The organism is Arthrobacter sp. 01L42, from assembly GCF_056400005.1.
Genome location: NZ_JBFTSL010000015.1, coordinates 79,937 through 104,030, shown reverse-complemented (window position 1 = coordinate 104,030; position 24,094 = coordinate 79,937). Strand labels below are relative to the sequence as shown.

General features: G+C 68.3%; 18 protein-coding genes. 5 read left to right on the top strand and 13 right to left on the bottom strand.

All coding sequences use genetic code 11. The features are described 5' to 3' along the window. The first annotated feature begins 52 nt into the window (after window positions 1-52). Window positions 53-853 carry a glycoside hydrolase family 25 domain-containing protein gene (locus AC1DN2_RS14220; RefSeq protein ID WP_476850790.1) on the top strand — a complete coding sequence of 267 codons (801 nt, stop codon included), beginning with the start codon at window positions 53-55 and terminating at the stop codon, window positions 851-853. 133 nt (window positions 854-986) lie between these two features. Further along, a complete protein-coding gene (locus AC1DN2_RS14215) occupies window positions 987-1,976 on the top strand; it encodes an LLM class flavin-dependent oxidoreductase (protein ID WP_223915098.1) in 990 nt (329 codons plus the stop codon). Between the two features lie 19 nt (window positions 1,977-1,995). Here the strand turns inward: AC1DN2_RS14215 and galK are convergent, their stop codons facing one another. The 8 genes from galK to AC1DN2_RS14175 form a co-directional block, all read right to left on the bottom strand. Then, window positions 1,996-3,234, bottom strand: coding sequence for a galactokinase (galK, locus tag AC1DN2_RS14210; RefSeq protein WP_476850789.1), 1,239 nt, complete (start codon window positions 3,232-3,234; stop codon window positions 1,996-1,998). Next, on the bottom strand, window positions 3,231-4,412 hold the full coding sequence (galT, locus tag AC1DN2_RS14205; protein ID WP_476850788.1) for a galactose-1-phosphate uridylyltransferase: 1,182 nt from the start codon (window positions 4,410-4,412) through the stop codon (window positions 3,231-3,233). The genes galK and galT overlap by 4 nt, the downstream gene beginning before the upstream one ends. Before the next feature lies 1 nt (window position 4,413). Further along, window positions 4,414-6,639 carry an alpha-galactosidase gene (locus AC1DN2_RS14200; RefSeq protein ID WP_476850800.1) on the bottom strand — a complete coding sequence of 742 codons (2,226 nt, stop codon included), beginning with the start codon at window positions 6,637-6,639 and terminating at the stop codon, window positions 4,414-4,416. Between the two features lie 104 nt (window positions 6,640-6,743). Continuing rightward, a complete protein-coding gene (locus AC1DN2_RS14195; RefSeq protein WP_079550600.1) occupies window positions 6,744-7,562 on the bottom strand; it encodes a DeoR/GlpR family DNA-binding transcription regulator in 819 nt (272 codons plus the stop codon). A gap of 9 nt (window positions 7,563-7,571) precedes the next feature. Then, on the bottom strand, window positions 7,572-9,692 hold the full coding sequence (locus AC1DN2_RS14190) for a beta-galactosidase (RefSeq protein ID WP_476850787.1): 2,121 nt from the start codon (window positions 9,690-9,692) through the stop codon (window positions 7,572-7,574). A gap of 2 nt (window positions 9,693-9,694) precedes the next feature. Then, a complete protein-coding gene (locus AC1DN2_RS14185; protein WP_476850786.1) occupies window positions 9,695-10,663 on the bottom strand; it encodes a carbohydrate ABC transporter permease in 969 nt (322 codons plus the stop codon). Further along, window positions 10,660-11,610, bottom strand: coding sequence for a carbohydrate ABC transporter permease (locus AC1DN2_RS14180; RefSeq protein ID WP_476850785.1), 951 nt, complete (start codon window positions 11,608-11,610; stop codon window positions 10,660-10,662). The genes AC1DN2_RS14185 and AC1DN2_RS14180 overlap by 4 nt, the downstream gene beginning before the upstream one ends. A 107-nt stretch (window positions 11,611-11,717) precedes the next feature. Continuing rightward, on the bottom strand, window positions 11,718-13,034 hold the full coding sequence (locus AC1DN2_RS14175; RefSeq protein WP_476850784.1) for an ABC transporter substrate-binding protein: 1,317 nt from the start codon (window positions 13,032-13,034) through the stop codon (window positions 11,718-11,720). A gap of 239 nt (window positions 13,035-13,273) precedes the next feature. Here AC1DN2_RS14175 and AC1DN2_RS14170 point away from each other — a divergent pair, with 239 nt between their 5' ends. Continuing rightward, entirely contained in the window at window positions 13,274-14,605 is a 1,332-nt protein-coding gene (locus tag AC1DN2_RS14170) for a hypothetical protein (RefSeq protein ID WP_476850783.1), read from the top strand. 200 nt (window positions 14,606-14,805) lie between these two features. Continuing rightward, window positions 14,806-17,433: a trehalase-like domain-containing protein gene (locus AC1DN2_RS14165; RefSeq protein ID WP_476850782.1), complete on the top strand. Its 2,628-nt coding sequence runs from the start codon at window positions 14,806-14,808 to the stop codon at window positions 17,431-17,433. A gap of 30 nt (window positions 17,434-17,463) precedes the next feature. Here AC1DN2_RS14165 and AC1DN2_RS14160 read toward each other — a convergent pair whose 3' ends face one another. The 5 genes from AC1DN2_RS14160 to AC1DN2_RS14140 all read right to left on the bottom strand — a co-directional run bounded on the left by AC1DN2_RS14160 (window position 17,464) and on the right by AC1DN2_RS14140 (window position 22,460). Continuing rightward, the gene (locus tag AC1DN2_RS14160) at window positions 17,464-18,606 is read right to left on the bottom strand and encodes a GmrSD restriction endonuclease domain-containing protein (RefSeq protein WP_476850781.1); all 1,143 of its coding nucleotides are present in this window, start codon (window positions 18,604-18,606) and stop codon (window positions 17,464-17,466) included. Between the two features lie 151 nt (window positions 18,607-18,757). Beyond that, complete coding sequence (locus AC1DN2_RS14155; protein WP_476850780.1) at window positions 18,758-19,888, bottom strand: FAD-dependent oxidoreductase; 1,131 nt, start codon at window positions 19,886-19,888, stop codon at window positions 18,758-18,760. Window positions 19,889-19,955: 67 nt separating this feature from the next. Continuing rightward, a complete protein-coding gene (locus AC1DN2_RS14150) occupies window positions 19,956-20,882 on the bottom strand; it encodes an AEC family transporter (protein ID WP_018774009.1) in 927 nt (308 codons plus the stop codon). Between the two features lie 106 nt (window positions 20,883-20,988). Further along, a complete protein-coding gene (gene panD, locus AC1DN2_RS14145) occupies window positions 20,989-21,417 on the bottom strand; it encodes an aspartate 1-decarboxylase (RefSeq protein ID WP_028275366.1) in 429 nt (142 codons plus the stop codon). A gap of 92 nt (window positions 21,418-21,509) precedes the next feature. After that, window positions 21,510-22,460, bottom strand: a complete 951-nt coding sequence (locus AC1DN2_RS14140) for a LysR family transcriptional regulator (RefSeq protein ID WP_476850779.1) — start codon at window positions 22,458-22,460, stop codon at window positions 21,510-21,512. A gap of 142 nt (window positions 22,461-22,602) precedes the next feature. On the opposite strand from AC1DN2_RS14140, the gene AC1DN2_RS14135 reads away from it, so the two are divergent. Next, window positions 22,603-24,066 carry an amino acid permease gene (locus AC1DN2_RS14135; RefSeq protein WP_476850778.1) on the top strand — a complete coding sequence of 488 codons (1,464 nt, stop codon included), beginning with the start codon at window positions 22,603-22,605 and terminating at the stop codon, window positions 24,064-24,066. The last annotated feature ends 28 nt before the right edge of the window (window positions 24,067-24,094 follow it).

Genomic DNA, 24,094 nt, shown 5'->3' with positions numbered 1-24,094 from the left:
GCGGAATTACGCCACCGATTAGCGTTTCTGCGATTTTGCCTTAGACTGTGGCATGCCCAACTCGTTCCCGCGCATCGTGCTGGCCTTTGCCGTGACCCTCGGCCTTGTCCTGCTGGGCGGAAGCCCCGCTTCGGCCGCTACGGCCAGTACCTCGGGACCCGGAATCGATGTGTCCTGGCCGCAATGCGGGAAGACCCTCCCAAAGCAGCCGGCCTTCGCGATCGTCGGCGTCAACCATGGCCTGGCCAACAACACGAACCCGTGCCTGGCAAGCCAGCTGGCCTGGGCCAAGACCGCAAAGTCCCCGGCAGCGACGGCGCAGCCGAGGGTGGCGCTGTACGTCAACACGGCCAACCCCGCCCGGCAGGGGTCCTGGTGGCCCACGTTGAACACCTACAACGGGGTGAAGGTCACGAACCCCTACGGCAACTGCGCCTTGGGGTCGCTCAAAGCCTGCTCCTATATGTATGGGTGGGCCAAGGCGTCCGACGACGCCAAGCGCCGCGGGGTCGGCAACCCGCAGTCCTACCTCTGGTGGCTGGATGTGGAAACGGAAAACACCTGGCAGGCTGACAAAGCCGCCAACGTCGCCGTCCTGGAAGGCATGGCCGCCTACTTCAAGAAGATCGGCGCCCGCGTGGGCCTCTACTCCACCGCCTACCAGTGGGGGGAGATCGCCGGAACCGTGAAGTTCGCCAGCCCGCTGGCAGGTCTGCCGAGCTGGCTCGCTGGAGCGGGATCGGCGGCCGGGGCCAAGGCGAACTGCGCCCGCCCCGGGCTCACCCCGAACAGCCGCGTCTCGATGACGCAGTACATCTCCGGGGGCCTTGACTACAACTACTCGTGCCCCTGAGCCGCCTGCAGAAATATCCCGGGGGCCGCCGTCGTTGACCCCAGTGTGCCCGCGCCGGAAACCCGGTGCCGCCCAGGACCGCAGTCCAAACTCCGGCCCGCACACTGCTCCGCTACGAAAGGCCGGCTTTTCCGTGACTGTTCCGCTTTCCATTCTTGATCTCGCTACCATCGGCCCGGGCCAGACGGCGGCGGAAAGCTTCGCCGGCAGCGTGGCCATGGCGCAGCTCGCCGAGGACCGGGGTTACCGGCGGATCTGGTACGCCGAGCACCACAACATGTCCGCGATCGCCTCGTCCGCCACGAGTGTGCTGATCGCCCACGTCGCGGCCCACACCTCCAGCATCCGGCTCGGCGCCGGCGGCGTGATGCTGCCCAACCACTCGCCGCTGACCATCGCCGAACAGTTCGGCACGCTTGAGACCCTGCACCCGGGCAGGATCGACCTCGGCCTGGGCCGGGCGCCGGGCAGCGACCAGAACACCATGCGCGCCCTGCGCCGCGATCCGATGTCGGCAGACAGCTTCCCGCAGGACGTCCTGGAGCTCCAGGGCTACCTGAGCGGCCCCACCCGCATCCAGGGCGTCGAGGCCACCCCGGGCAAGGGCACCAACGTGCCGCTGTACATCCTGGGTTCCTCCCTGTTCGGCGCCAGGCTGGCCGCCCAGCTGGGCCTGCCCTATGCGTTCGCCTCGCACTTCGCGCCCAACGCGCTGCAGGATGCGGTGGCGGTCTACCGCCGCGAATTCCGGCCCTCCGCGCAGCTCGAGGCCCCGCACGTGATCGCCGGAGTCAATGTCATTGCCGCCGATTCCGCCGCTGAGGCGCAGGCGATGTTCCAGGCCACCAAGCGGGCCAGGGTCTCCCTGTTCTTCGGCAATGGCCGCGTGTTCAGCGACGACGAGGCGGACATGATCCTGGACTCGCCCCAGGGCCAGCACATGGCGCAGATGATGAAGTACTCCGCGGTGGGCACCCCCGAGGCCGTCCTGGCGTACCTCGAGGAGTTCACGGCGCACGCCGACGCCGACGAACTGATCGTGGCGCACCAGAGCACCGGGACCGAACCCCGGCTCCGTTCCGTGGAACTTCTGGCCGACGCCGCCCGCCTCGTGCGGGCATAACGACCTGGGGCCTTCCGGGCTACAGTTCCCGGCGGGCGCCCTCGGACGCGGTGACGGGGAAGATGTGCGGGGCCGCGTATCCGGCCCGGGAGAAGTCGCGGGTAACTCCCGCGGCCACCGTCGCGGCGCCGTCGTTGCGGACCAGAGCAATGGCTGCGCCACCGAAACCGCCGCCGGTCATGCGCGCGCCGATGGCGCCCAATCCCTGCGCGCTGGCCACGGCGAGGTCGAGCTCAGGGGTGGAGATCTCGAAGTCGTCGCGCATGGACTCGTGCGATTCGTTGAGGAACGGCCCGATCGCGGTGGGGCCGGAGGTCCGCAGTGCCGTCACGGTGTCGAGCACCCGCTGGTTTTCCGTGATGATGTGGCGGACTCGGCGGTAGGTCTGTCCGTCGAGCTGTGCCGCGGCGCGGGGAAGATCGTCCGGGCCCAGCGCCCGCAGGCTGCCGACGCCCAGGCGGCGGGCGCCGTCCTCGCAGGAACGGCGGCGGCTGGCGTAGCCGCCGTCGGCATGGGAATGGCTGGTGCGGGTGTCGATCACGAGCAGTCCCACCCCGGCACCGGCGAAGCCGAGGGCAACCGGCTCGGTCGACAGGTTCTGGCAATCGAGCAGGATGCCATGATCGGGCTCGCCAAGGAGCGAGGCCGACTGGTCCATGATGCCGGTGGGCGCGCCGACCACCCGGTTCTCGGCCAGCTGGCCGATCCGTGCCAGTTCAGGCCTGCCCAGCCCCAAGTCCCAGAGATCGTTCAGGGCCAGGGCCACCGCGCATTCGATTGCGGCGGAGGAGGACAGCCCGGCGCCGGCCGGGACATCCGAGGTCAGCGCCAGGTCCAGGCCGGACATCCGGGACGGGACGCCGGAACCGGCTGCTGAACCGGACGCGACGCCGGAACCGGCTGCTGAACCGGACGCGACGCCGGAACCGTCGCCGGCTGCTGCCGCCCGGGACATCGCCCAGGCCACGCCGAGGGGGTACGCGGCCCAGCCGGTGAGGCTATCCGGGTCCAGGCGGTCGAGGCTTACCTCTATGACACCGGGGAAAGAGCTGCTGGTGACCCGGAGCAGACGGTCTGCGCGGACGCGGGCCGCCACCGTGGTGCGCTTGTCGATCGCGATCGGAAACGCGAAGCCCTCGTTGTAATCCGTGTGCTCACCGATCAGGTTGACCCGCCCGGGCGCCGACCACAAGCCGTCCGGCGCGCCCCCAAACTCGCTGGAAAAGTACCCACTTTCCCGTTCAAGGACCTCGTTCATGGCTGGGCTGCTTCCTGTTCTGTTGCTGGGAGTTCTGTACGGAATGGCTCGAGCCCTGGTGTACGCGGTGGCGGCGATGCTGCCTCCATGGCGTCCCGGAGCCGGGCGGCGGCCGTCTCCGGCGGGATGTCCGCGATGAATGCCCCCATCGCGGCTTCCGACCCTGCCAGGTACTTGAGCTTGTCCTCCTCCCGGCGGGGCGAGGTCAGCTGCAGCATGAGCCGGATGTCGTCCCGGTGGGCGTGGACGGGAGCCTGGTGCCACGCCGAAATGTACGGCGTGGGGCTGTCGTAGAGGGCATCGACGCCACGCAGGAGCTGGCGGTACAGCAGGGAGAACTCATCGCGTTCCTCGTCGGTCGTGGCGGCGAGGTCCGGGACGTGCCGGTGCGGGAGGATATGCACTTCCAGCGGCCAGCGCGCGGCAAACGGGACAAACGCCGTCCAGTGCTCGCCCTGGAGCAGCACCCGCTCGGATTTCTGCTCGAAGCTCAGGATGTCCTCGAACAGCGCGCCGCCGTAACTTTCGATCGTGCGGACCAGCTGGGCCGTGCGCGGCGTGATGTACGGGTAGGCGTAGATCTGTCCGTGCGGGTGGTGCAGCGTCACGCCGATCGCTTCGCCGCGGTTCTCGAACGGAAAGACCTGTTCGACGCCGGGCAGCGCGGACAGCGCGGCCGTCCGGTCCGCCCAGGCTTCCACGACCGTGCGCATCCGGGACAGGGGCAGGCCCGCCAGGGAGCCGGTGTGTTCCGGGGAGAAGCACACCACTTCGCACCGGCCCACGGACTGCCGGCTGCGCCCCAGCCCCACCCGGGCGAGGTCATCCAGGCCTTCCGGCGCGGCGGCCCCCGCCAGGTCCGGCCCGAAGGAGGGGGACTTGTTTTCGAAGACGGCGACGTCGTAGAGGCTCGGAATCTCCGACGGATTCTCCGGCGACGCCGGGGCCAGCGGGTCCAGGTGCGAGGGCGGCAGGACCACCCGGTTCTGCCGGGCGGCCGCGATCGAGATCCACTCCCCGGTCAGGGCGTCCTGGCGCATGGTGGCCGTGGGCGGCCGGACCGCCGGCGCGCGGAGATCCTCGCCCCGGTGCGGGGGCAGGGCGGTATCGGCATCATCGAAGTAGATGATGTCCCGGCCGTCGGAGAGCTTGTGGGAGCGTTTCGTAATCTGGCCCATGCTAGGGGTTCCTCACGGGGTGTGCGCTGGTTGCGGCTGGATAGGCGGCCGGAGCGGCGGCGGTGGCGCGGCGGACTGCCAGGAGCAGCCCGTGTTCCGGGTTCAGGACCGGCATTGGGAGCCCGGATTCGGCCAGGAAGCGTCCCGAGGCCTCGACGCCGCCCGCAAGCCACGCCGGTGGCGCCGCCTGCAGGAACGCCCGCCGGTCCCCGGCCGCCGGGTAGACCGCTTCCACCCGGTACGCGGTGTCCGGGAGCAGCCCGGGCAGGCAGACCTTCCCCGGGACTTCGGCGAACGACGTCGCCACCGAGACCAGGGCGTAGAGGGCCTCGCCGCCGTCGTGGGACACGACCCCGTGCAGCCGGAGGGCGGGATCGGGCTCGTCGGCCCGCACCATGCGCCCGCTGTGCAGGAGCGGCCGGTACTGCTTGAACAGTGCGATGGCTCGGGCAAGCTCGGTCCGTTCGGCATCGTCGAGGCGCCGGACATCCCATTCGAGGCCGAAGTGGCCGAACATCGCGGTGATCGCCCGGAACGAGAGATCGTGCGTTCGCGCCGTGGTGTGGCTCGTGGTGGGGCCAATGTGCGATCCGACGAGCTCCGGCGGCACCACCACGCCGGTCCAGCGCTGGATGGTCTGCCGTTCCAGGGCATCGTTGCAGTCCGAGGCCCAGATCCGGTCGGTGCGCTCCAGGATGCCGAGATCCACGCGGGCCCCGCCGGAGGAGCAGCTTTCAATCTCGACGCCGGGGTGGGCCTTGCGGAGCTCGTCCAGGAGCCGGTAGACGGCCTGAGTCTGGGCGTACACGGACGGCCGGCCGGCGTGGCCCATCTCGGCCAGGTCCCGGTTCTGGTCCCATTTGAGGTAACTGATCCGGTATTCGCTCAACAGGGCATCGAGCCTGTCGAAGATGTATTGCCAGGCCGCCGGATTGACCAGGTCAAGGACCTGCTGGTGCCGCCATTGCATGGGCAGCCGGCCAGTCAGCCGGCCGGCCGGGCCGGCGATCCAGTCCGGGTGGGCGCGGGCCAGGTCCGAGTCTTCGTTGACCATTTCGGGTTCGACCCAGAGCCCGAATTCCATGCCGTGGCCGGTAACGGCGTCGATCAGCGGCGTCAGGCCCTCGGGCCACAGGCCCTCGTCGACGTACCAGTCGCCAAGGCCCGCGTGATCATCGCGGCGGCCGCGGAACCAGCCGTCGTCGAGGACGAAGCGTTCCACGCCGAGCCCGGCGGCCGCTTCGGCGAGTTCGAGCAGCGGCTCGAGGCTGTGGTCGAAGTAGACGGCTTCCCAGACGTTGAGCACCACGGGACGGGCTTTGCCGGACCGCACGCCGGGGTGGTGCGGGCGCCCGCGGAACCAGCTGTAGAAGGCATCGCTGATGCCGTCCAGGCCCGCGGCGGAGTAGGCAGCGTACAGCCACGGGGTCTCGTAGCTGGCGTTCGCTTCCACGCTGATCTCGCCGGCGCCGAGCAGTTCCGAGGCGCCCAGGACGGTCCGGCCGTCCGCGGCGGCGTCAACGAAGCTCTCGTGGTTGCCGCTCCAGCCCAGATGCACGGCCCAGACCTGCCCGTGGCGGTTCCCGAATCCGGGGGTTCCGGCCGCGAGCAGGAGCGAGGCGTCGTGGCCGGTCCGGCCGTGCCGGCCCGAGCGGACCCATGTGCCTTGGCGCAGCGGCAGGCGCTGGGGGTGGGACTCCCGGCACCAGCGGCCGGTCAGGTCCAGGATTTCTGTGGCGGCGCGGCCCACGGGCAGCACGGCGGCGAGTTCGTCGAGGCTGTACGGGCCGGCGCCGTCGTTGTCGAGCCGGTGCCGGAGCTGGAGCAGGCCGCCGTCGTTGATCCTGATCTCCGTGCGGACGCTGACACCGGCCTCGGGGTCGGCCTGGGTGATGACGGCCGAGCAGTCCGCCCCGCGGGACCGCTCGCCGCTGGACAGCTCAGCACTGGAACGTTCAACACTGACAACACGCAGACGGGCCGAGAACGCCTGGCCGTTCCGGTGGCCGCGGAGGCCGGGGCGCCCGCGCCAGCCGGAGGACGCCTGCGGGATCAGTCCCAGCGCCACCGGGACGTCGAGGGCCGAGTGCGGCACGGCCTGGCCCAACAGCGAAAGATCTGGCAGGGCCGGGCCGAGGTCGGCGCCGAAGTGCAGCATGGCGGCCTCGCCCGTGCTGAAGTCGATCAGCAGGGACGTTCCGGAGCGGCGCAGGTACAACGGCTCCACCGGCGGGACGCCCACGGGGGAGCGGATCTCGGCGGCAAGGGTGAGGTCCGGGTTGTTCACGGCAGCTCCAGGCGTAGTGGTTTGGGTGGGCGGGGGCCGGGCGGTCAGCCTGTGGCTGCTGCGGGGCTGGCTGCGCTGATGCTTCGGGCGTCGCCGGTATGGGCCAGGCGGAGGCGGCCGACGCGCTCGCCGAGGATGCGCCGGGCCTCGCTGCCCAGAAGGTCATCGCTGATGAGTTCGTCAGCGTCCTCCAGGCCGGCGATCGTGCTGATGCCGAGGGTGCCCCACTTGGTGTGGTCCGCCAGCACCACCACCCGCCGGGCCGCGGTGACGAACGCCCGGTCGGTTTCGGCCTCGAGCACGTTGGGGGTGGTGAAGCCGGCATCGGCGTCGACACCGTGGACGCCGAGGAACAATACGTCAAGGTGCAGCTGTTTGAGCGAGGAAGTGGCCAGCGGCCCGACGAGGGCGTCCGAGGGTGTGCGCTCGCCGCCGGTCAGGATCACGGTGGACGGGGAGGCGCTCTGGTGGAAGACGTCCGCGATCCGCACCGAGTTGGTGACCACCGTGATGCGCGGGCCGGCGGACAGCAGCTGGGCCAGCGCCCACGTGGTGGTGCCGGCGCTGAGCCCCACAGCCATGCCCTCGCGCACCTGCGCGGCCGCCTCCTGCGCAATTGCCATCTTCTCGTCCTTGAGCTGGGTCACCTTCAGCTCGAAGCCTGGCTCGTGGGTGCCGGCGCCGCCGGGCAACTTGGCCCCGCCGTGGATCTTCTCCACGGCGCCCGCCGCGTCCAGGGCCTCGATGTCCCGCCGCACGGTCATCAGCGAGACGCCGAGCATCTTGGCGAGGTCCGCGACACGGACGATCCGCTCACGCTGGACCTCCGCGAGGATGGCGGAATGGCGGGCTGCGGCTAGCATGTGGAGTCCTTACAGGTTTGAGTGGCTTGACTGGTTTGAGTGGCTGGCGGAGGTGCCGACCAATCGGGCGGCAGCCGAACGGACGACGGCGGCACCGCCGGCCGCGAGGCCGAGCCCGCCGTCGAGTTCGGCGCCGGTGAGCAGGTCCACGCCTTCCAGCGGCAGCCGGACGTCGTGGGCGCCGTGGTTGATGCAGAACGTCCAGTCCGTCCCGTCCTTGCTGCGCCGGACCACTTCGACGTCGGCCGGCAGGTCCGGGACGAGCGGCTGCACCCTGGCATCGGCGCAGACGACGGCGAGCAGTTCGCCCAGGCCCTCCGGCGCGAGTGACGTGGCGACATAGTAGGAGCGGCCGCTTCCGGCACGGTTACGGGTCACGGCGGGAGAACCGGCGGCCGGTCCCTCTTCCACGGCCGCGAGGACCTCGGCGGTGGTGGCATGCCCCAATTCGTTCCAGCAGGTACCCGCCCCGAAGCTGCTGAGCCGGATGCTTTCGCCGCCGCGCAGCGGGAAAAACTCTTCCATCTTCACGCCCAGCAGTCCGCTGAACGCGCCGGGGTAGCTGCCAAGCCTGATGTGGTCATTTTCGTCCACGATACCGGAGAAATAGGTCACCACGAGGTGGCCGCCGGAGCGCACGTACGCGTCCAGATTCGCGGCCCCGGCATCGCTCACGAGGTACTGCATCGGCGCGACGACGAGCCGGTAGCCGGATAGGTCATCGGTGCCCTGGCGGAAGTCGGTGGGGATGCCGGCGCGGTAGAAGGCATCGTGCCAGCGCCGGGTTTCGGCGATGTTGGAGGCGTCCACGCTCGGGTGCGAGTCCAGTTCCGAGGCCCAGCGGGCGTCAGTGTCGTGGAGGATCGCGACGTCCACCCGGCCGGACGGGCCCGTAACCACCGAGCCGCTGACTTCGGCCAGGCTCCGCAGCGCCTGGCCCAGCTGGACCACTTCGCGCCAAACCTTCGTGTCCGTGCCGGCGTGCGGCAGCAGCCCGGAATGGAACTTTTCGGCGCCGGCCCGCGAGGCCCGCCACTGGAAGAAGAGCGCGCCGTCGGCGCCGCGGGCAACATGCTGCAGGGAGTTGCGCAGCATCTCGCCGGGCGCTTTGGCGATGTTGCGCGGCTGCCAGTTCACGGCAGAGGTCGAATGCTCCATGAGCAGCCACGGCTTGCCCTTGGCCCAGCCGCGGGTGAGGTCTGCGGTTGCCGCCAGTTCCTGGAAGTTCCGCGGATCCTCGGCAATCAGGTAGTGGTCGTTGGAGACCACATCCATCTCCTCGGACCAGCGCCAGTAGTCCACGGGCTGGTGCAGGCCCATGTTGAACCCCATGAAGTTGGTGGTCACGGGATGTCCCGAGTGCGTGCGGATGATCGCGGCCTCGGCCTTGTAGCATTCGAGCAGCTCATCGGAAGAGTAGCGGGCGAAGTCCAGCTGCTGGGTCGGGTTCACCCAGGTACCGGAGGTGCGCGGCGGCAGGATCTGCTCCCAGGCCGAGTAGCGCTGGGACCAGAAGGCGGTGCCCCACGCGGCATTGAGGGCCTCCAGGCTGCCGTACCGGCGTTCGAGCCAGCGCCGGAAACCCGCGGCGGCACCGTCCGAGAAATCAGGCTGGTTGTGGCAGCCGTACTCGTTGTGGACATGCCACATCACGACGGCGGGGTGGTCCTTGTACCGGGTGGCGATCTGCTCGGTCAGGGCCGCGGCGGCCCGGCGGTATTCGGCACTCGACGCCGCGAAGGCCTGCCGGGAACCGTAGCTGTGCCGCACGCCGTCGGCGGTCACGGGCAGGGACTCGGGGTACTTGTGGCTGAACCAGGGCGGCGGCGACGCCGTGGCGTTCGCCAGGTCCACCCGGATGCCGTTGGCGTGCAGCAGGTCCAGGACCCGGTCCAGCCAGCCGAATTCGTAGACGCCCTCGGACGGCTCAAGCAGGGACCAGCTGAAGATGCCCACGCTGACCAGGTTGACGCCGGCCTCGCGCATCAGCCGGACGTCCTCGTCCCAGATCTCCTCGGGCCACTGTTCCGGGTTGTAGTCTCCGCCGAATGCCAGCATCGGGGAGCCTTCGGAGCCGAGGCGGGCGGTGATGTAGTCCATGGCGTTGTTGTGGTTGGAGCTGTTGTCCACGTTTATCCTTTGCTGGAGCCGAGGGTCAGGCCCGCCACGAAGTGGCGCTGCAGGAGCAGGTAGATGATCAGGGCCGGAACGGCCGTGATCATGGCGCCGGCGGCGATCAGGTTGTAGTTGGAGAGGAACTGGCCCTGGAGGTTGTTGATCGCGGTGGTGACCGGGAGCCGGTCTCCGCTTTGGATGAAGAGCAGGGGCCAGAAGAAGTCGTTGTAAATGAAGATCACCTCGAGCGTGCCCATGGCGGCCAGGGCCGGGCGGCACAGCGGCAGGATGATGTCCCAGTACTGGCGCCAGACGCCGGCACCGTCAACCAGGGCCGCCTCGGTCAGCTCGGGGGACAGGGCCTTCATGTAGTTCGAGAGGACGAACGTCACGAAGCCGATCTGGAAGGCGGTGTCCACGGCGATCACGCTGATGTAGGTGTTGAGCAGGTTCCCGGAATCGCTGATGGCGTAGGGAAGCTCGAAGTGCTTGAACATTTCAAAGAGCGGCGCCGCGAGCACCTGCGGCGGCAGGAGGTTTCCGGCGGTGAACATGATCAGCAGGGTGATGTTGAACTTCCAGCTCACCCGGCTCACGGCGAACGCCATCATGGAGGCGAAGAAGAGGATCAGGAACACCGAGGGGACCGTGATGAGCACGGAGTTCCAGAACAGCTGGGAAAAGCCGCCCTGTGTCCAGGCCTGGGCGAAGTTGTCGAAGTTGAAGGCGCCGCCGGTGCTGAAGTAGCCGTATTTGTCGGTGTCGGCTTTGGGCCGCAGGGCAGTGAAAATGGCCCAGGCCAGGGGTACGAGCCAGATCGCCGCCATGACGATGAGGAAGACGTGGGTGCCGTAGTGCTTCTTGCCCTGCTTGTTGTTGGCCGGGCGGCCGGGGCGGGGGCCGGTCCTGCCTGGGCCGGAGCTGCGCTGCCGGGCGTCTGCCGGGCTGCCGGCCGCGGCGGCATCGGTTGGATGGGCGATGCTCATGCCTCTTTGTCCTTTCCGAATGCGCGGGAGAGGTAAAACGTGATGGGGATCAGCGAGATGACGAGCAGGATGACGGCCAGCGCCGAGCCGATGCCGATCACCTGCCCTTCGCCCACCAGGTTCTGGATGACCAGGGCGCTGATCAGTTCCAGCCCGTTGGTGCCGCGGTTGATCACGTAGACGATGTCGAACGCCCGGAGGGATTCGATGACGGTGATGACGATGATGATGACGTTCACCGGGCGCATGGCCGGGAAGACCACCTGGAAGAAGGTCTGGACCGCGTTGGCGCCGTCGATCTGGGCCGCCTCGCGCAGGGTCGGATCCACGCCCTTGAGCCCGGCCAGGTACAGGATCATGACGTAGCCGGCGTGCCGCCAGGTGGCGGCGAAGAGGGCTGCCCAGATGTTGACGCTCGAATCCCCGAACCAGTCGACGGCCTGGGGCGTGCCGGCGGTGCCAAGCAAGAAGTTCAGGAGGCCGCTGTCCCGGTTGTAGAACAGCTGCCAGATGATCCCGATCAGGGCCAGGGAGAGCATCACCGGGGCGAAGAAGATGCTCTGGTAGATCCGCGTGCCGCGGATGTTCTGGTCCAGGAGCACGGCCAGGAGCAGCCCCAGCGGGGTGGCGACGAGTGCCAGGAACGCCAGCCACAGCACGTTGTGCTGCATGGCCGGCCAAAACGGCGGGTAATCCTGGGCGATGAACTGGTAGTTCTCGCCGCCGGCGGGCTTGATGTCGGTCAGCTCCAGCCCGTTCCAGCGGGTGAAGGACAGTCCGACCGACATGAGGGTGGGGATCCAGACCAGTACGAGCTGGATCAGCGTAGGGACGCCCACCATCAAGCCGAGCACCACTTTGTCGCGGCCGGACAGCCGCCGAACCCGCCGCGCGGGGGCTGCGGCTGCTTTGCGCCCCCGCGCCGACGGGTTGGTAGAGACACTCATGGAGATTCCTTGCCTTGTGAAATTCAGAGCGAAATGCAGAGAGCAGAGCGAAATGCAGAGGAAAGAGCCGTGCTGACCGCGCGGTCACCCGCGCGGTCGGCACGCCGCTACTGGGCGGCGTACAGGGACTTCGCCTGGGCTTCCAGGTTCTTCACATCGACGTTGCCGTCCTTGATGAACGACTGGAGCGCCGGGATCATCACGTTGTTGGCCATGGCGGGAAGGGCATCGCGGTCGAAGAACTGGCTGATGTTCTTGGCGCCGCTGATGGCCTCGGCCAGCTTCTTGTTCAGCGGAGTGAACTTGGAGGTATCGGCGCCCTTGGCGGTGGCGATGTTGGACGAGTCGACCGAGGCGTACACATCCTGTCCTTCCGGGGTGCCGACGTAGGCCAGGAAGTCCCGGGCGGCCTGGTTCTGGCCGCCCTTCTTGGAGAGCAGCAGGCCGTCGATGGGCGCCTCGATGGCGTCCTGGCCTTCCACCGCGACCTCGGGGAACGGGAAGAAGTCGATGTCGTCGGCGATTGCCTTGTCCGTGAATTGCTGGGTGAGGAAGGAGCCGAGCAGGTACATGCCGGATTTCTTGTCCGCGAGGGACTTCGCCGAGTCCTGCCAGGTCATGCCCAGGGCGTTCGGGTTCTGGAACGGGAGCAGGGCCTTCCAGGTGTCGAAGACGTCGCTGACCTTCTTCTGGTCCCAGCTTTCCCGGTGCGCGGTGAGGTCCATGTGGAACTGGTAGCCGTTCAGGCGCATGTTCAGGTAGTCGAACGTGCCCATGGCGGGCCAGCCGTCCTTGTCCGCGAATTCAATCGGGATCAGGCCGTCGGCCTTCATCTTGGTGGCGAGGGCCTTCAGCTCATCGAACGTCGTGGGGACGGTGTACCCCTTTTCCGTCCAGAGGCTCTTGCGGTAGAAGAAGCCCCAGGGGTAGTTGTAGTTCGGGATCAGGTACATCTTGCCGTCGGCTCCGGTCGAGGCCTTTTTCAGGGCATCGGAGTAGTTTCCGCCGACCTTTTCCCAGACGTCATCGATCGGGGCGAGCAGTCCCTTGCCGGCGTAATACTGCATGCGGTACCCGGCGAACCAGGTGAACGAATCGTCGGGGCTGCCCTGGAGGTAGGTGTTGATCTTGTTCTGGAAGTCGTTGTGCGCCACCACGTTGGTGGTGACCGCGATGCCGGACTTCTTCTGGAAAGCGTCGGTCACCGCCTTGTAGGCAGCCTTGGGGACCTCGTCGGAGGACCCGGAACCGAACGTGGCCGTCTTGGCGCCGCCGCTGGCAGGTGCGCTGCCGCCCGTGCAGGCCGAGAGCAGGGGAATGCCGGCCATCGCGACTGCTCCGGCGCCGAAGGTTTTCAGCAGCGTCCTCCGGTCCCACCCGCCTCGGCTGGAGGCCCGGAGCAGTGCGTCTTCATGCATGGTCATAATTTCTCCTTTGAAATAACGCGGGTGGAGTGAAGCAGCTCACATCATTAGCTATCATAATCGCACAATAAGGAACGTCAAGTAGCAAAAAAGAACATTTTGATGCGCATGGCCGGACTCGTCCGTTGACTTAGGGCGGGGCCGCTCTTAGCGTTAAGCCCCTCAGGGTGCCGATGTGGTCCGCCGGTTGGCGGTGGCGCCCGGAACCGCGGATACATGGCGAAAACCCAGGTGCACCCATGAAGATCAAGTCCACAGCCGCCGCCACGCTGCTCGTCCTGCTGTTCCTGGGAGGATTGCTCGGCGGCCCGTCCGCGTCCGCGCCGGCGTCGTCCGAGGGCGCCACGTATTACGTGAGCGCCGACGGCAGTGACGCCAACGACGGGACGTCGCCGCAATCAGCCTGGGCGACGCTCGACAAGGTCAATGCCACTGCGCTTCGGCCCGGGGACTCGGTCAGCTTTCGCCGCGGAGACATCTTCTCCGGCGGCCTTGTGGTCGGCCAGAGCGGCACCAGCCGGCTCAAGGTCACGCTGAATGCCTATGGAAGCGGCGATCCGCCTGCTGTTACGGGCGGACTGGCAGGTACGTGCGTCAGGCTCGACGGCGACTACATCGCCGTTGACGGCCTGCGGGCGGAGTCGTGCGGCTATGCGGGCTTCAGTATCTACGGCGACCACGGCACCGTGCGGAACTCCGCCGCCAGGAACAATGCCGCGGGCATCAAAGTGAGCGAGGGCTCCGACTTCGGCACCTATACCAACAACACGCTTGCCGACAACAACATCATGAACGTCAATACGCCGGGGGAGCTGTGCGGCACCGCCACGGCCCTGAAGTGCGATGACGACTCGGGCGCCTTTGGCTTCCTGATCAACGGCAGCGACAACGAGTTCGCCGGCAATACCGTCACCGGCTCCACCGCTTTGTCCTACGACTTTGGCCACGACGGCAGCGCGTTCGAGATATTCAACGGCAACCGGAACAGGATCCATCACAACGTGGCCGTGGATAACAACGTCTTCTCCGAACTGGGGCGCGGGAAGGGCGGAACTGCCGACGGCAACACGTACAGCTACAACCTGGTCCGGTCCACCTGCGGCCCCAACTGCTCCCAGGCCATGGGGCTGATCGCGCGCGGCAGGACGTCCTCCTTCGGCCCGACCAACGGCACCACGTTCGAATACAACACCGTGTGGCTGGACGGCGCGGACTCCCAGGGTCTGGTCTGCCACGCGTCGTGCCCGGCCTCCACCGTCGTCAGGGGAAACATCCTGGTGGCCGCCCGCAACGCGCTGTGGATGGACGGCGCCGGCTGGACCGAGCAGGAAAACGTCCTCAACGGCCCCACGAACATCATTCCCAATGCCACCTCCACCACCGAGCCGGCCGACTTTGTCAACGCACCCGCCGATCTCCACCTCTCCGGCGCGAGCCCGGCCATTGACCGGGCCGGGGTCAGCCCCTTCCCCCTGGATCTGGACGGGCGGCCGGCCAACCAGAAGGGCGACTGCCAGGGCGGCGGCGCGGCCGATGCGGGGACCTACGAATACAGGCCAGCCGGCTGCTGAAACGCAACGCCATGGCGGTGCAGCAAGGAACCAGCACTGGTGCCATCGCTGGTCACGGGGCGTCATGGCGGCCCGGGGATGTTACATAGTTGCAACTGCCGGGACACCCATGCGAAATCGTCCCGGGAGGATACTTGAATTGCGTCCTCCCGGGGACGATTCGCATGCAGGCATTGGGGACTACTCGAAGGACCGCGCCGATGCCCACACCGCTCAACCAGGCCCTGGCCGACTCTGCGCTTCTCACCAAATCCCTCCCGCTGGGCCTGCTCCGCGCTTTCGTGCAGACCAACGCGGCCGACGACGGGCTCACGCCGCAACTGCTGGCTGAGCTCAAGATCCTGGCCCGCACTCCTGGGCTGCTCGTGGCCTGCAACTACGGCGGCACGCTGTGCGCGGCAGAAGGCATTTCCACCGAGACCCTGCCACTGGGCAGCGCGGCGATCGCGTTGAGGGCGCTGGCAGCCCTCCCGAACACGCACGCGGCCGTCATCTCCGGGCGGTCGCTGCGGGATCTGGCCGCCGTCTCACGGCTCCCCGCGGAGGTGCACCTGGTCGGCTCGCACGGCGCGGAGTTCGACATGGGCTACGCCCACGGGCTGTCCCTCGCCACCGAATCAGTGCTGCAGCAGGCCAGCCAGGCACTCGCCGAAACCGTGGGCGCCTACCGGGGCATCAGCATTGAGCGCAAGCCGGTCGCCGTATCGGTGCACACCCGCCCGGCCGGCCCGGACATCGTCGCACTGGCCACCTCGAAGGCGGAGGAGATCGCCCGGGCGCACGGGCTGCATTTCGTCGTGGACGGCTCGGTGCTGGATCTCTCCGTGGTGGAACCGTCCAAGGCCTCCGCGCTGGAGCACCTGCGCTCCATGCTAGGCGTGAGTGCCGCCCTCTACGCAGGCGACGCCTCCAGCGATGAGCTGGCCATGGCGACGCTGCGCGGACCGGACATGGCGCTGCGCGTGGGGGAGGGGCCCACCGTGGCAGCCCACACGCTCCGGGACCCGGAGTCGTTCGCCCGCGTCCTGGCGATCCTGTTCGAACTGCGGCGGGCGTGGCTGTTCGGCGAGGATGCCGTGGGGCTGGAGCGGCACTCCATGATCGGCAACGGCTCGTCCACCGCCCTGATCACCCCGGACGCGAAGATCTGCTGGATGAGCCACCCGCTGCCGGACAGCGGGTCGCTGTTTGCCCATCTGCTCGGCGGCGATGCGGCGGGGCACTTCTCCGTGGAACCGGCGAAGGCCTCGCAGGTCCTGGGCCAGCGCTACGTGGACAGCACCATGATCGTCGAAACCCGCTGGGCCGACGTCACCGTGACGGACTACCTGGAGCCGGCCCCGGACGGCATCACCAGCCTGGTCCGGGTGCTGTCCGGCACCGGCACGGCCCGGGTCGTCTTCGCCCCGCGGCCGGACTACGCGAATGCCCCGTTCAGCATGGAGGCGCGAGGAACTGAACTGCACGTCGTGGGAACCGCGGATCCGATCATTCTCCGGGCTCCCGGCGTGGCCTTTGCCATCACCTCCGACGGCCGGCACGCCACGGCCACAGGCGACGTCGATCTGCGGGACGGACCGGTGGTCCTCAACCTGCGCTGCGGCGACACGGAACCTCAGCCCGCGATGCCGGATGATGAGACCCGGCGCCGCGCCGCCGTCGCCCATCACTCCCGGCGCTGGGTCAACGAACTGCAACTGCCCGGCGTGAAGCCGTCGCTGGTCCGTCGGTCCGCGCTGGTGCTCCGGGCGCTGGTCCATGAACCCACCGGCGCTGTGCTGGCCGCGCCCACCACCTCACTGCCGGAGGGAATCGGCGGCACCCGCAACTGGGACTACCGGTACTGCTGGCTGCGGGACGGGTCCATGACCGTCAACGCGCTCGTGGACCTGGGCTCCACGGCCGAGGCCGAGGGATTCCTGGCGTGGCTGGGCCGGATCCTGGCCCACGCCCCGGGTCCGGAGTGGCTCCATCCGCTCTACTCCGTGACCGGGGCGCCGCTGTCCACCGAGGCCATCATCGAGAGCCTGCCCGGCTACGCGGGATCCCGCCCGGTGCGGATCGGGAACGCCGCCGACCACCAGGTGCAGCTGGACGTGTTCGGCCCGATCGCCGAGCTGATCCACGCCCTCAGCGCCCGACAGGGCATGCTCTCCGACGGGCACTGGGACCTGCTGGTCCAGATGGCCGCCGCCGTGCTGGCCCGCTGGCACGAGGCCGACCATGGCATCTGGGAGGCCAGGCGGGCGCCGCGGCACCATGTCTACACGAAGGTGATGTGCTGGGTGGCGCTCGACCGGGCGCTGCGCACGGCCGTCCGGCATGGCCGGGAACCGCTGCCGGCCTGGGAGCCCACGGCGGCGAAGATCCGGGAGGAAGTCCTGCGCGAGGGCTGGGACGAGTCGGCGTCCTCCTACACCGTGGCGTACGACAGCCCGGACCTGGACGCAGCCGTGCTGCACATCGGTCTCTCCGGCCTGCTGGACGTCAACGACCCCCGGTTCCTGGCCACCGTCACGGCGGTGGAGCGGGAACTGCGGGTGGGGCCCACCGTTTTCCGCTACAGGTACGACGACGGACTGCCGGGCCTGGAGGGCGGCTTCCACATCTGCACCACCTGGCTGATCGAGGCTTACATCGCCGTGGGCCGGATCGAGGAGGCCTGGGACCTCTTTGACCAGCTGGTGAACCTGTTCGGTCCCACGGGGCTGCTGCCCGAGGAATACGACCCCGGCACGGAAACCCACCTGGGCAACCATCCCCAGGCGTATTCGCACCTGGGCTTCATCCGCTGCGCCCGGCTCCTGCACGGGCACCAGAAGAACTGACCACCCGGCCCGGGGACGGGCCGGTCGCCGCTACTCGCAGCCGACGCCGTCCCCGTCCCGGTCCAGCCTGCGGCTGTACCCCGGCTGGCCGACGCGGATGGGCGCCGCGCCGGCCGCACGGACCGCGGCACAGTTCGCGTACGCCACGCCGGCCGCCGGTGCCCGTGCCGGTGCGGGCGCGGGTGCTGGCGCAGGCGCGGCTTGGGCTGGAACGGCGGCCGGCTGGGTGGCGGGGGCCAGGGCGTTCGGGCAGTTCGACAGGACCCGGGCCATGGCGTCGTGCTCGGCCTGGGTCACCCAGAGCCCATAGCTGGATTTCACCGAAATCTGGCGGGCGACATAGTTGCAGCGGTAGGACTTGTTCGGCGGCAGCCAGGTGGCGGCGTCGCCGTCGCTCTTGCTCTGGTTGGCCGGGCCGTCCACCGCCAGCAGGTTCAGGGGATCGTTGGCGAAGGCCAGCCGCCGTGCCGGGCTGAGCTGCTGCGCGCCCTTCTGCCAGGCGTCGCTGAGGGCCACGACGTGGTCGATCTGGACGGCGGTGCTGGTGGCATTGCCGCGCAGGAAGTGGATGGCGACGGCCGTGTAGGGGTCGGCCAGGACGCCGGAGAGCACCACGCAGTCCCGCGTCCCGGGCCGGAGCGCGACAGAAGTAAGGTCGCGGCGGAGCACGTCGTTGCGGGTATCGCAGCCATTGTGATCAACGTCGGACCAGGCCGGGCCGAACTGGTCGCGGGAATAGCCCGTCTTGGGGGCGCGGCCCTTGACGGGCAGCGTGGCCAGTACCGCGAGGGCCTTGCCCGCCAATGCCGGCTGCCGGGGCGCGGCGGCCGCAACATCGGCGCCGGCAACTTCGATGCCTGAAGCTTCGGCACTGGGAACTTCGGCACCGGGAACTTCGACGCCGGGGGTGGCGTCCGGATCCAGCGGAGCGCTGTCCGTGCCGGCTGACGCAGCGGCGGGGGTAGCCGTGACGACGGGGAGGACGCCGTTGCCGGCGGCCGGGGGAACAGTACCCGGGCCGGAGCACGCTGACGTCGCCACCAGTAGCAGGCCCGCCACCCCACGCACGATCCAGTCGACCGCACCGATCCTTGGGCTGCGGGCGCTCATACCTTGGGCGCCGCTGGACTGGATGTCGTTGGACTGGATGCTGCCTGATCGCGTGCTGAGCAATTTACCCCCACCTCATGCTGGCGCGACGGGTATCCGGGCGCATAAGACCGGCCCCAGCCTACCGGCCCACACAGCAACGCGGGGTCACATCACGCCCATGCCGGGCCCCACCATGGGCGCCATGTGACCCCGCGTTGGCTCTCCGACGGCGTCAGCGGACCCCGGGGCGGGAGGCCGAGAAGACAGCCGGCGCTCCGCCGTCGCCGGTCGCGAGGTCGGCCAGGATCCTGCCCACGACCGGCGTGAACTTGAAGCCGTGCCCGGAGAAGCCGGCGCCGATGACAACCGGCCCGATCCGGTCCAGGACAAAGTTCTCATCAACGGTGGTCGTGTAGGTGCAGCTGATGTCGGTGAGGGAGTCGGCGTCGACCCCGGGCAGCCAGTCCCGGGCGTAGCGCTGCAGGGCCGCCCGCTGCTCGGGCTCCGGCGCGAAGCTCCGCCGGTCCGGGTCCACCACCGGGCCCACCCCGTGCCATCCGGCCTTGATCCCCTCGCCCGGTGTTTGCATGCCGTAAACCGGCGAACGCCAGTACGCGTACGCGTCCCCGTGGCCGGGCATGTGGTTGAACCCCGGCCACTGGGCGCCCTCATCGGTGATGGCGAAGTGTGCGGGTTGTTCCTGCGTGACCGTCAGCCGGGGCAGGGGCGCGACCCCGGAGAGCAGTTTCGTGGTCCAGCCGCCGGCGGTGACCACTGCTTGCCTTGCGGTGAGCACCTCGCTGCGGCCCCCGGCCTCGAGCGTGAGCCGGACGCCGTCGTCGAGGACATTCAACTCGAGGACCTTCACATGATGGCGGATCTCGGCGCCGAGCCCGGCGGCGAGCCGCTGCAGGGCCGGCAGTGCGGCGTCCGGGTTCAACTGGCCGCCATCCGCCATGTGCAGCACGCGCGTATCGAAACGGATGCCCCGCCAGCGCTCGGAGGCTTCCCCGGCGGAGAGGAATTCCGCCCGGAGCCCGGCGGCAAGCAGCGCATTTTGGATCTCGGGCAACCGCGGATCGGGGCCGTGGTTTACGACGCCGGTGCGCGCCAGCAGGCGCTCGCCGGCGTCCGCTTCGAGCTCGCGCCACAGCCTGGCCGCCTCTGCCAGCATGGCGACATAGTCCGGATCCGCGTAGCCGGGGTTGAAGTTCCGGGTTGTGCCGTGGGAGGCGCCGTTGCGGTGGCCGGGACCGAACTGCTCCAGCAGGGTCACCTCCCGGCCGCGCCGGGCCAGCGCCCACGCGGCGGCCGAGCCCATCGCGCCGCCGCCGATGACCACAGTGTCCAGGGTTGTTTTCAAGGGTCCTCCTCCGGGTTTGGTGCCGGTCCGCCGATCCCGGGCAGCCGAGCCCGGCTGCCCGGCGAGGTCAGGCCAGCAGCAGGGCCACGCCGATCATGGCGGGCACAGCTACCACCGTAGTGATCAGCACGGTGTCCCGGGCTACCGTTACGCCGGTGCGGTAACGGCTGGCCGCGACAAACACGTTTTGGGCGGTGGGCAGGGCGGCCGTGACGACGGCGGCAAAGAGCGCCTGTTCCTGCATGCCGAGGACAAAATGGGCAAACAGGTAGGCCACCAGCGGGTGGACAACGAGCTTGAAGAAGCTCGCCAGCAGGGCGTCCAGCCGGCGTCCGGCGGCCGCCTGCAGCGGCTTGGAACCGTTCAGGCTCATGCCGAAGGCGATCAGCATGGCCGGGATCGCGGCCCCCCCAATCAAGTGAATGGGCTCCAGGATCAGCGGCGGCACCGTCCAGCCGGTTGCGGCCACCAGGAGCCCGAGTCCGGTGCCCACGATCATCGGGTTGCGCAGGATCATGAGCACGAAACTCAGGGGGGTAGTGCGGTGCGAGCTGGTGGTGGCGTCCAACGCCATGAGGAACAACGGGGTGAAGAAAGCCAGCTGGAAGATCAGCAGGGGTGCCACATAACTGGCATCACCGAGCACGAAGACGGCTATGGGAATGCCGAGGTTGGCCGAGTTGGCCAGCGACGAGCTCATGGAGGAAATGAGGGCTTCCGGCAGGGACCGCTTGAGCGCGAAGCGCACAATGCCAAAGAACAGGACCGCCGTGGTCACCGCCCCGACTGCCGTCACGAGCAGCGGCGCGGCAAAGACGTCGTGGAGTTTCGCCTTGCTGAGGGTCTCGAACAGCAGGGCGGGGCTGGCCACAAAAAACGTCAGGGCGCTCAGGACGGGGCGGGCGTTCTCGCCCAGGATATTGCGCCGGCCCACGAACATGCCGACCAGGATGATGGCCCAGACGACAAAGAATCCCGCCAGAACCCCTAGCACGCGGTTCTCCGCAGCGGGGCGGGTGGGCGGCGGGTGATGGTCACCCGTCCAGAGTAATCAGCTTTATTCCGCGGGCTGTCCTATTACGCCCGACGGCGTGCTGCCGCTAGTTGAGCGCGGCGTTGTTCAGCGAGTGCGGCGGACGCATGAGCCCGGGTGTCATGCCCTCGGCGGGGTCGTTGCCGATCTGGACAATCTTGTTGTCCTGGTCAACGTGGACCACCTTGGGGTTGTACGCCTTGGCCTCTTCCGTGGTCATCTGGGCGTAGGTGATGAGGATGACGATGTCGTTCTCATGCATCAGGTGGGCGGCGGCGCCGTTGATGCCGATCACGCCGGAACCGCGTTCGCCGGCAATCGTGTAGGTCTCGAGCCGGGCGCCGTTGGTGACATCGACAATCGCCACGAGCTCCCCGGGCAGGATGTCGGCCGCCTCCAGCAGATCCAGGTCCACGGTGACGGATCCGACATAGTGCAGGTCCGCGTGCGTGACCGTCGCGCGGTGGATCTTGGATTTGAATATTGTGCGATTCATAACGACATCAGTCTAACGCGGGGCCACCGCCCGCGCTGTGGCCCACTGCACATGCCGCGGGCCGTTACGGGCGCGGTTCCACGTGCCGGAAGTCACGCGGGCCGGTCCGCGGGGGCCGGACCGAGGACGCCCGCGGCCGCCGCCGGCACGATGGATGCCGCCGTCACCGCCAGGATTTCCCGGGCCGCCAGCAGTGCGGGCCGCCTGGCGCTCGAGCGCCGCACCGAGGTGAACACCGTACGGTGCGGATCCCCGGGCAGGTCCAGGAGTTGCGCGCTGGTGCCGCGGCCGGTCCACACGAGGTCGGGCATCAGGGCCACCGCATTTCCGGATTCGATCAGCCGGATCTGGGCCTGCAGGTCGGCGGTTTCAAAGCGGACGTCGGGCTCAAACCCGGCGCTCCGGCAGGCCTGCTCGGCCCAGTGCCGGGAGGCCGCTCCGCGGGGTTCCATCACCCAGGCCAGCCCGGCGGTATCGGCCAGCGTCCTGATGGGGCCGCGGTCCGGCGAGGGGGGCGGAACGGCGAGTCGGATGGCGTCGCGGGTCAGGGCCACGCGGTCCAGTTCGGCGTAGTGCGGGGCGGCGTGGCCCGGGTACTGCTCGGCGATCACGAGGTCGAAGTCGCGGGCCCACGTCTCGTGCAGGGCCGTCTCCGGTTCCCGCTGGGTCATTTCGACGCGGACTTCCGGGTAGCTGGCGGTCATTCTGGTCAGGGTGTCCGGCATGAGCGCCAGCGCGGCAGACTGGAACACCGCAATCCGCACGGTGCCGGTGACCGTGGTCAGCGACGCGGCCAGGTCCGCCTCCGCCTGCTCGAGGGTCTCCAGGAGCTGGGAGGTGTGGGCCACCAGGACTTCGGCCTGCGGGGTCAGCTGCACCCGGCGCCCGGTCTTGCGGAGGAGCTCCACCCCGGCCTCCTTCTCAAGGAGGGCCAGTTGTTGCGAGACTGACGACGGGCTGTACTGAAGCGCTTCGGCCACTTCGGCCAAAGTGCCCCGGATCTTCAGTTCGCGCAACAGTCGCAAACGCCGGACGTCGAGCATCTCTATTCCTTTGTGAATCCTGACGGTTATTCATTAAGAGAATTCACTTTATCTAATGCAATCGGGCTTGCATACTGTTGTCACTCGGTAACGCCCATCACAGGGTGGAATGATGGGCATCACACCTAAGCAGGAGGCCCTGATGGCTACACAGGATTCGGCGCAGTCGGTCATGCGGCGCAAGCCCATCGACGACATTGAAGAAGAAAACAAGCACAGCGGATTGCACAGGAGCCTGGGGCTCTGGCAGCTGACGGCCATCGGCGTCGGCGGCATTATTGGCGTCGGCATCTTCTCTCTGGCGGGCCTTGTGGCCCACGGCAGCGAGACCGAGCCCGGAGTCGGCCCGGCCGTGCTCATCTCGTTCCTGATCGCCGGCCTGGCATCCGCCGCCGCGGCGCTGTCCTACGCGGAGTTCGCAGGAATGATCCCGCGGGCGGGCTCGGCCTACACCTACGGCTACGTTGCCCTCGGCGAGATCATCGGCTGGTTCATCGGCTGGGACCTGCTGCTGGAGTACATCGCCATCGTGGCCGTGGTGGCCATCGGCATCTCGGGCTACTTCGATGCTGCTCTTTCCGGCATCGGCATCCATATGCCCGACTGGATGACCTCGACGCCGGACGAGGGCACGGGAGGCATCATCAACCTTCCTGCGATCCTCGTCTGCCTGCTCGTGACCTGGATCCTCTCCCGCGGCACCAAGACCTTCGGCCGCTTCGAGCTGATCGCCGTCGGCATCAAGGTGGTGCTGATCCTGTTCATCATCGGCCTGGGCATCTTCTACATCAACACCAACAACTACAACCCGTTCTTCCCCAGCGGCTTCGGTCCCGTGGTGGCCGGCTCCGCCACAGTGTTCTTCGCGGTGTTCGGCTATGACGCCATGAGTACCGCGGCGGAGGAGGCCACTGACGGCAAGAAGCACATGCCGAAGGCGATCATCCTCTCGCTGGTCATTGCCATGCTGCTCTATGCGGCCGCCACCCTGGTGCTCACCGGAATGCAGAACTTCACGGAGATCGACCCCAAGGCCGGCTTCGCCTCCGCCTTCAACAGCGTCGGGCTGCCGGTGATCGCGACGATCATCTCCGTGTTCGCTGTCCTGTCCATCCTCACGGTGATGCTGACCTTCCTCCTCGGCGTCACCCGCGTCTGGTTCTCGATGAGCCGCGACGGGCTGCTGCCCGGCTGGTTCTCGAAGACGGACAAGAACGGCACGCCGCAGCGCGTGACCTGGATCGCCGGCGCCGGGGCCGCAGTCCTGGCCGGCATTCTCCCGATCAAGGCCGTGGCAGACCTGACCAACATCGGCATCCTGGCTGCGTTCGTCGTCGTGTGCCTGTCGGTGATCGTGTTCCGCTACAAGAAGCCGGACGCCCCGCGGACCTTCCGGCTGCCGCTGATGCCCTTGGTTCCGGCATTCGGAGTGTTTGCCTCCCTCTTCCTGATGTTCCAGCTGCACTGGGAGACCTGGCTGCGGTTCGTCGTCTGGCTCATCGTCGGCCTGATTATCTACTTCACGTACGGCCGCAGGCACTCGCTGATGAACCCGGACAGCCCGCGGCACGAGGAGATCGTGGAGATGCACCGCCCCCTGACCTAGCCGCCCCACCCCCCGTTGCGCTATCACT

Coding starts and splice junctions, on each gene's coding strand:
- AC1DN2_RS14220 (WP_476850790.1), top strand. CDS start 53: ATGCCCAACTCGTTCCCGCGCATCGTGCTGGCCTTTGCCGTGACCCTC.
- galK (WP_476850789.1), bottom strand. CDS start 3,234: ATGAACGAGGTCCTTGAACGGGAAAGTGGGTACTTTTCCAGCGAGTTT.
- galT (WP_476850788.1), bottom strand. CDS start 4,412: ATGGGCCAGATTACGAAACGCTCCCACAAGCTCTCCGACGGCCGGGAC.
- AC1DN2_RS14195 (WP_079550600.1), bottom strand. CDS start 7,562: ATGCTAGCCGCAGCCCGCCATTCCGCCATCCTCGCGGAGGTCCAGCGT.
- AC1DN2_RS14185 (WP_476850786.1), bottom strand. CDS start 10,663: ATGAGCATCGCCCATCCAACCGATGCCGCCGCGGCCGGCAGCCCGGCA.
- AC1DN2_RS14180 (WP_476850785.1), bottom strand. CDS start 11,610: ATGAGTGTCTCTACCAACCCGTCGGCGCGGGGGCGCAAAGCAGCCGCA.
- AC1DN2_RS14175 (WP_476850784.1), bottom strand. CDS start 13,034: ATGACCATGCATGAAGACGCACTGCTCCGGGCCTCCAGCCGAGGCGGG.
- AC1DN2_RS14170 (WP_476850783.1), top strand. CDS start 13,274: ATGAAGATCAAGTCCACAGCCGCCGCCACGCTGCTCGTCCTGCTGTTC.
- AC1DN2_RS14165 (WP_476850782.1), top strand. CDS start 14,806: ATGCCCACACCGCTCAACCAGGCCCTGGCCGACTCTGCGCTTCTCACC.
- panD (WP_028275366.1), bottom strand. CDS start 21,417: ATGAATCGCACAATATTCAAATCCAAGATCCACCGCGCGACGGTCACG.
- AC1DN2_RS14140 (WP_476850779.1), bottom strand. CDS start 22,460: ATGCTCGACGTCCGGCGTTTGCGACTGTTGCGCGAACTGAAGATCCGG.
- AC1DN2_RS14135 (WP_476850778.1), top strand. CDS start 22,603: ATGGCTACACAGGATTCGGCGCAGTCGGTCATGCGGCGCAAGCCCATC.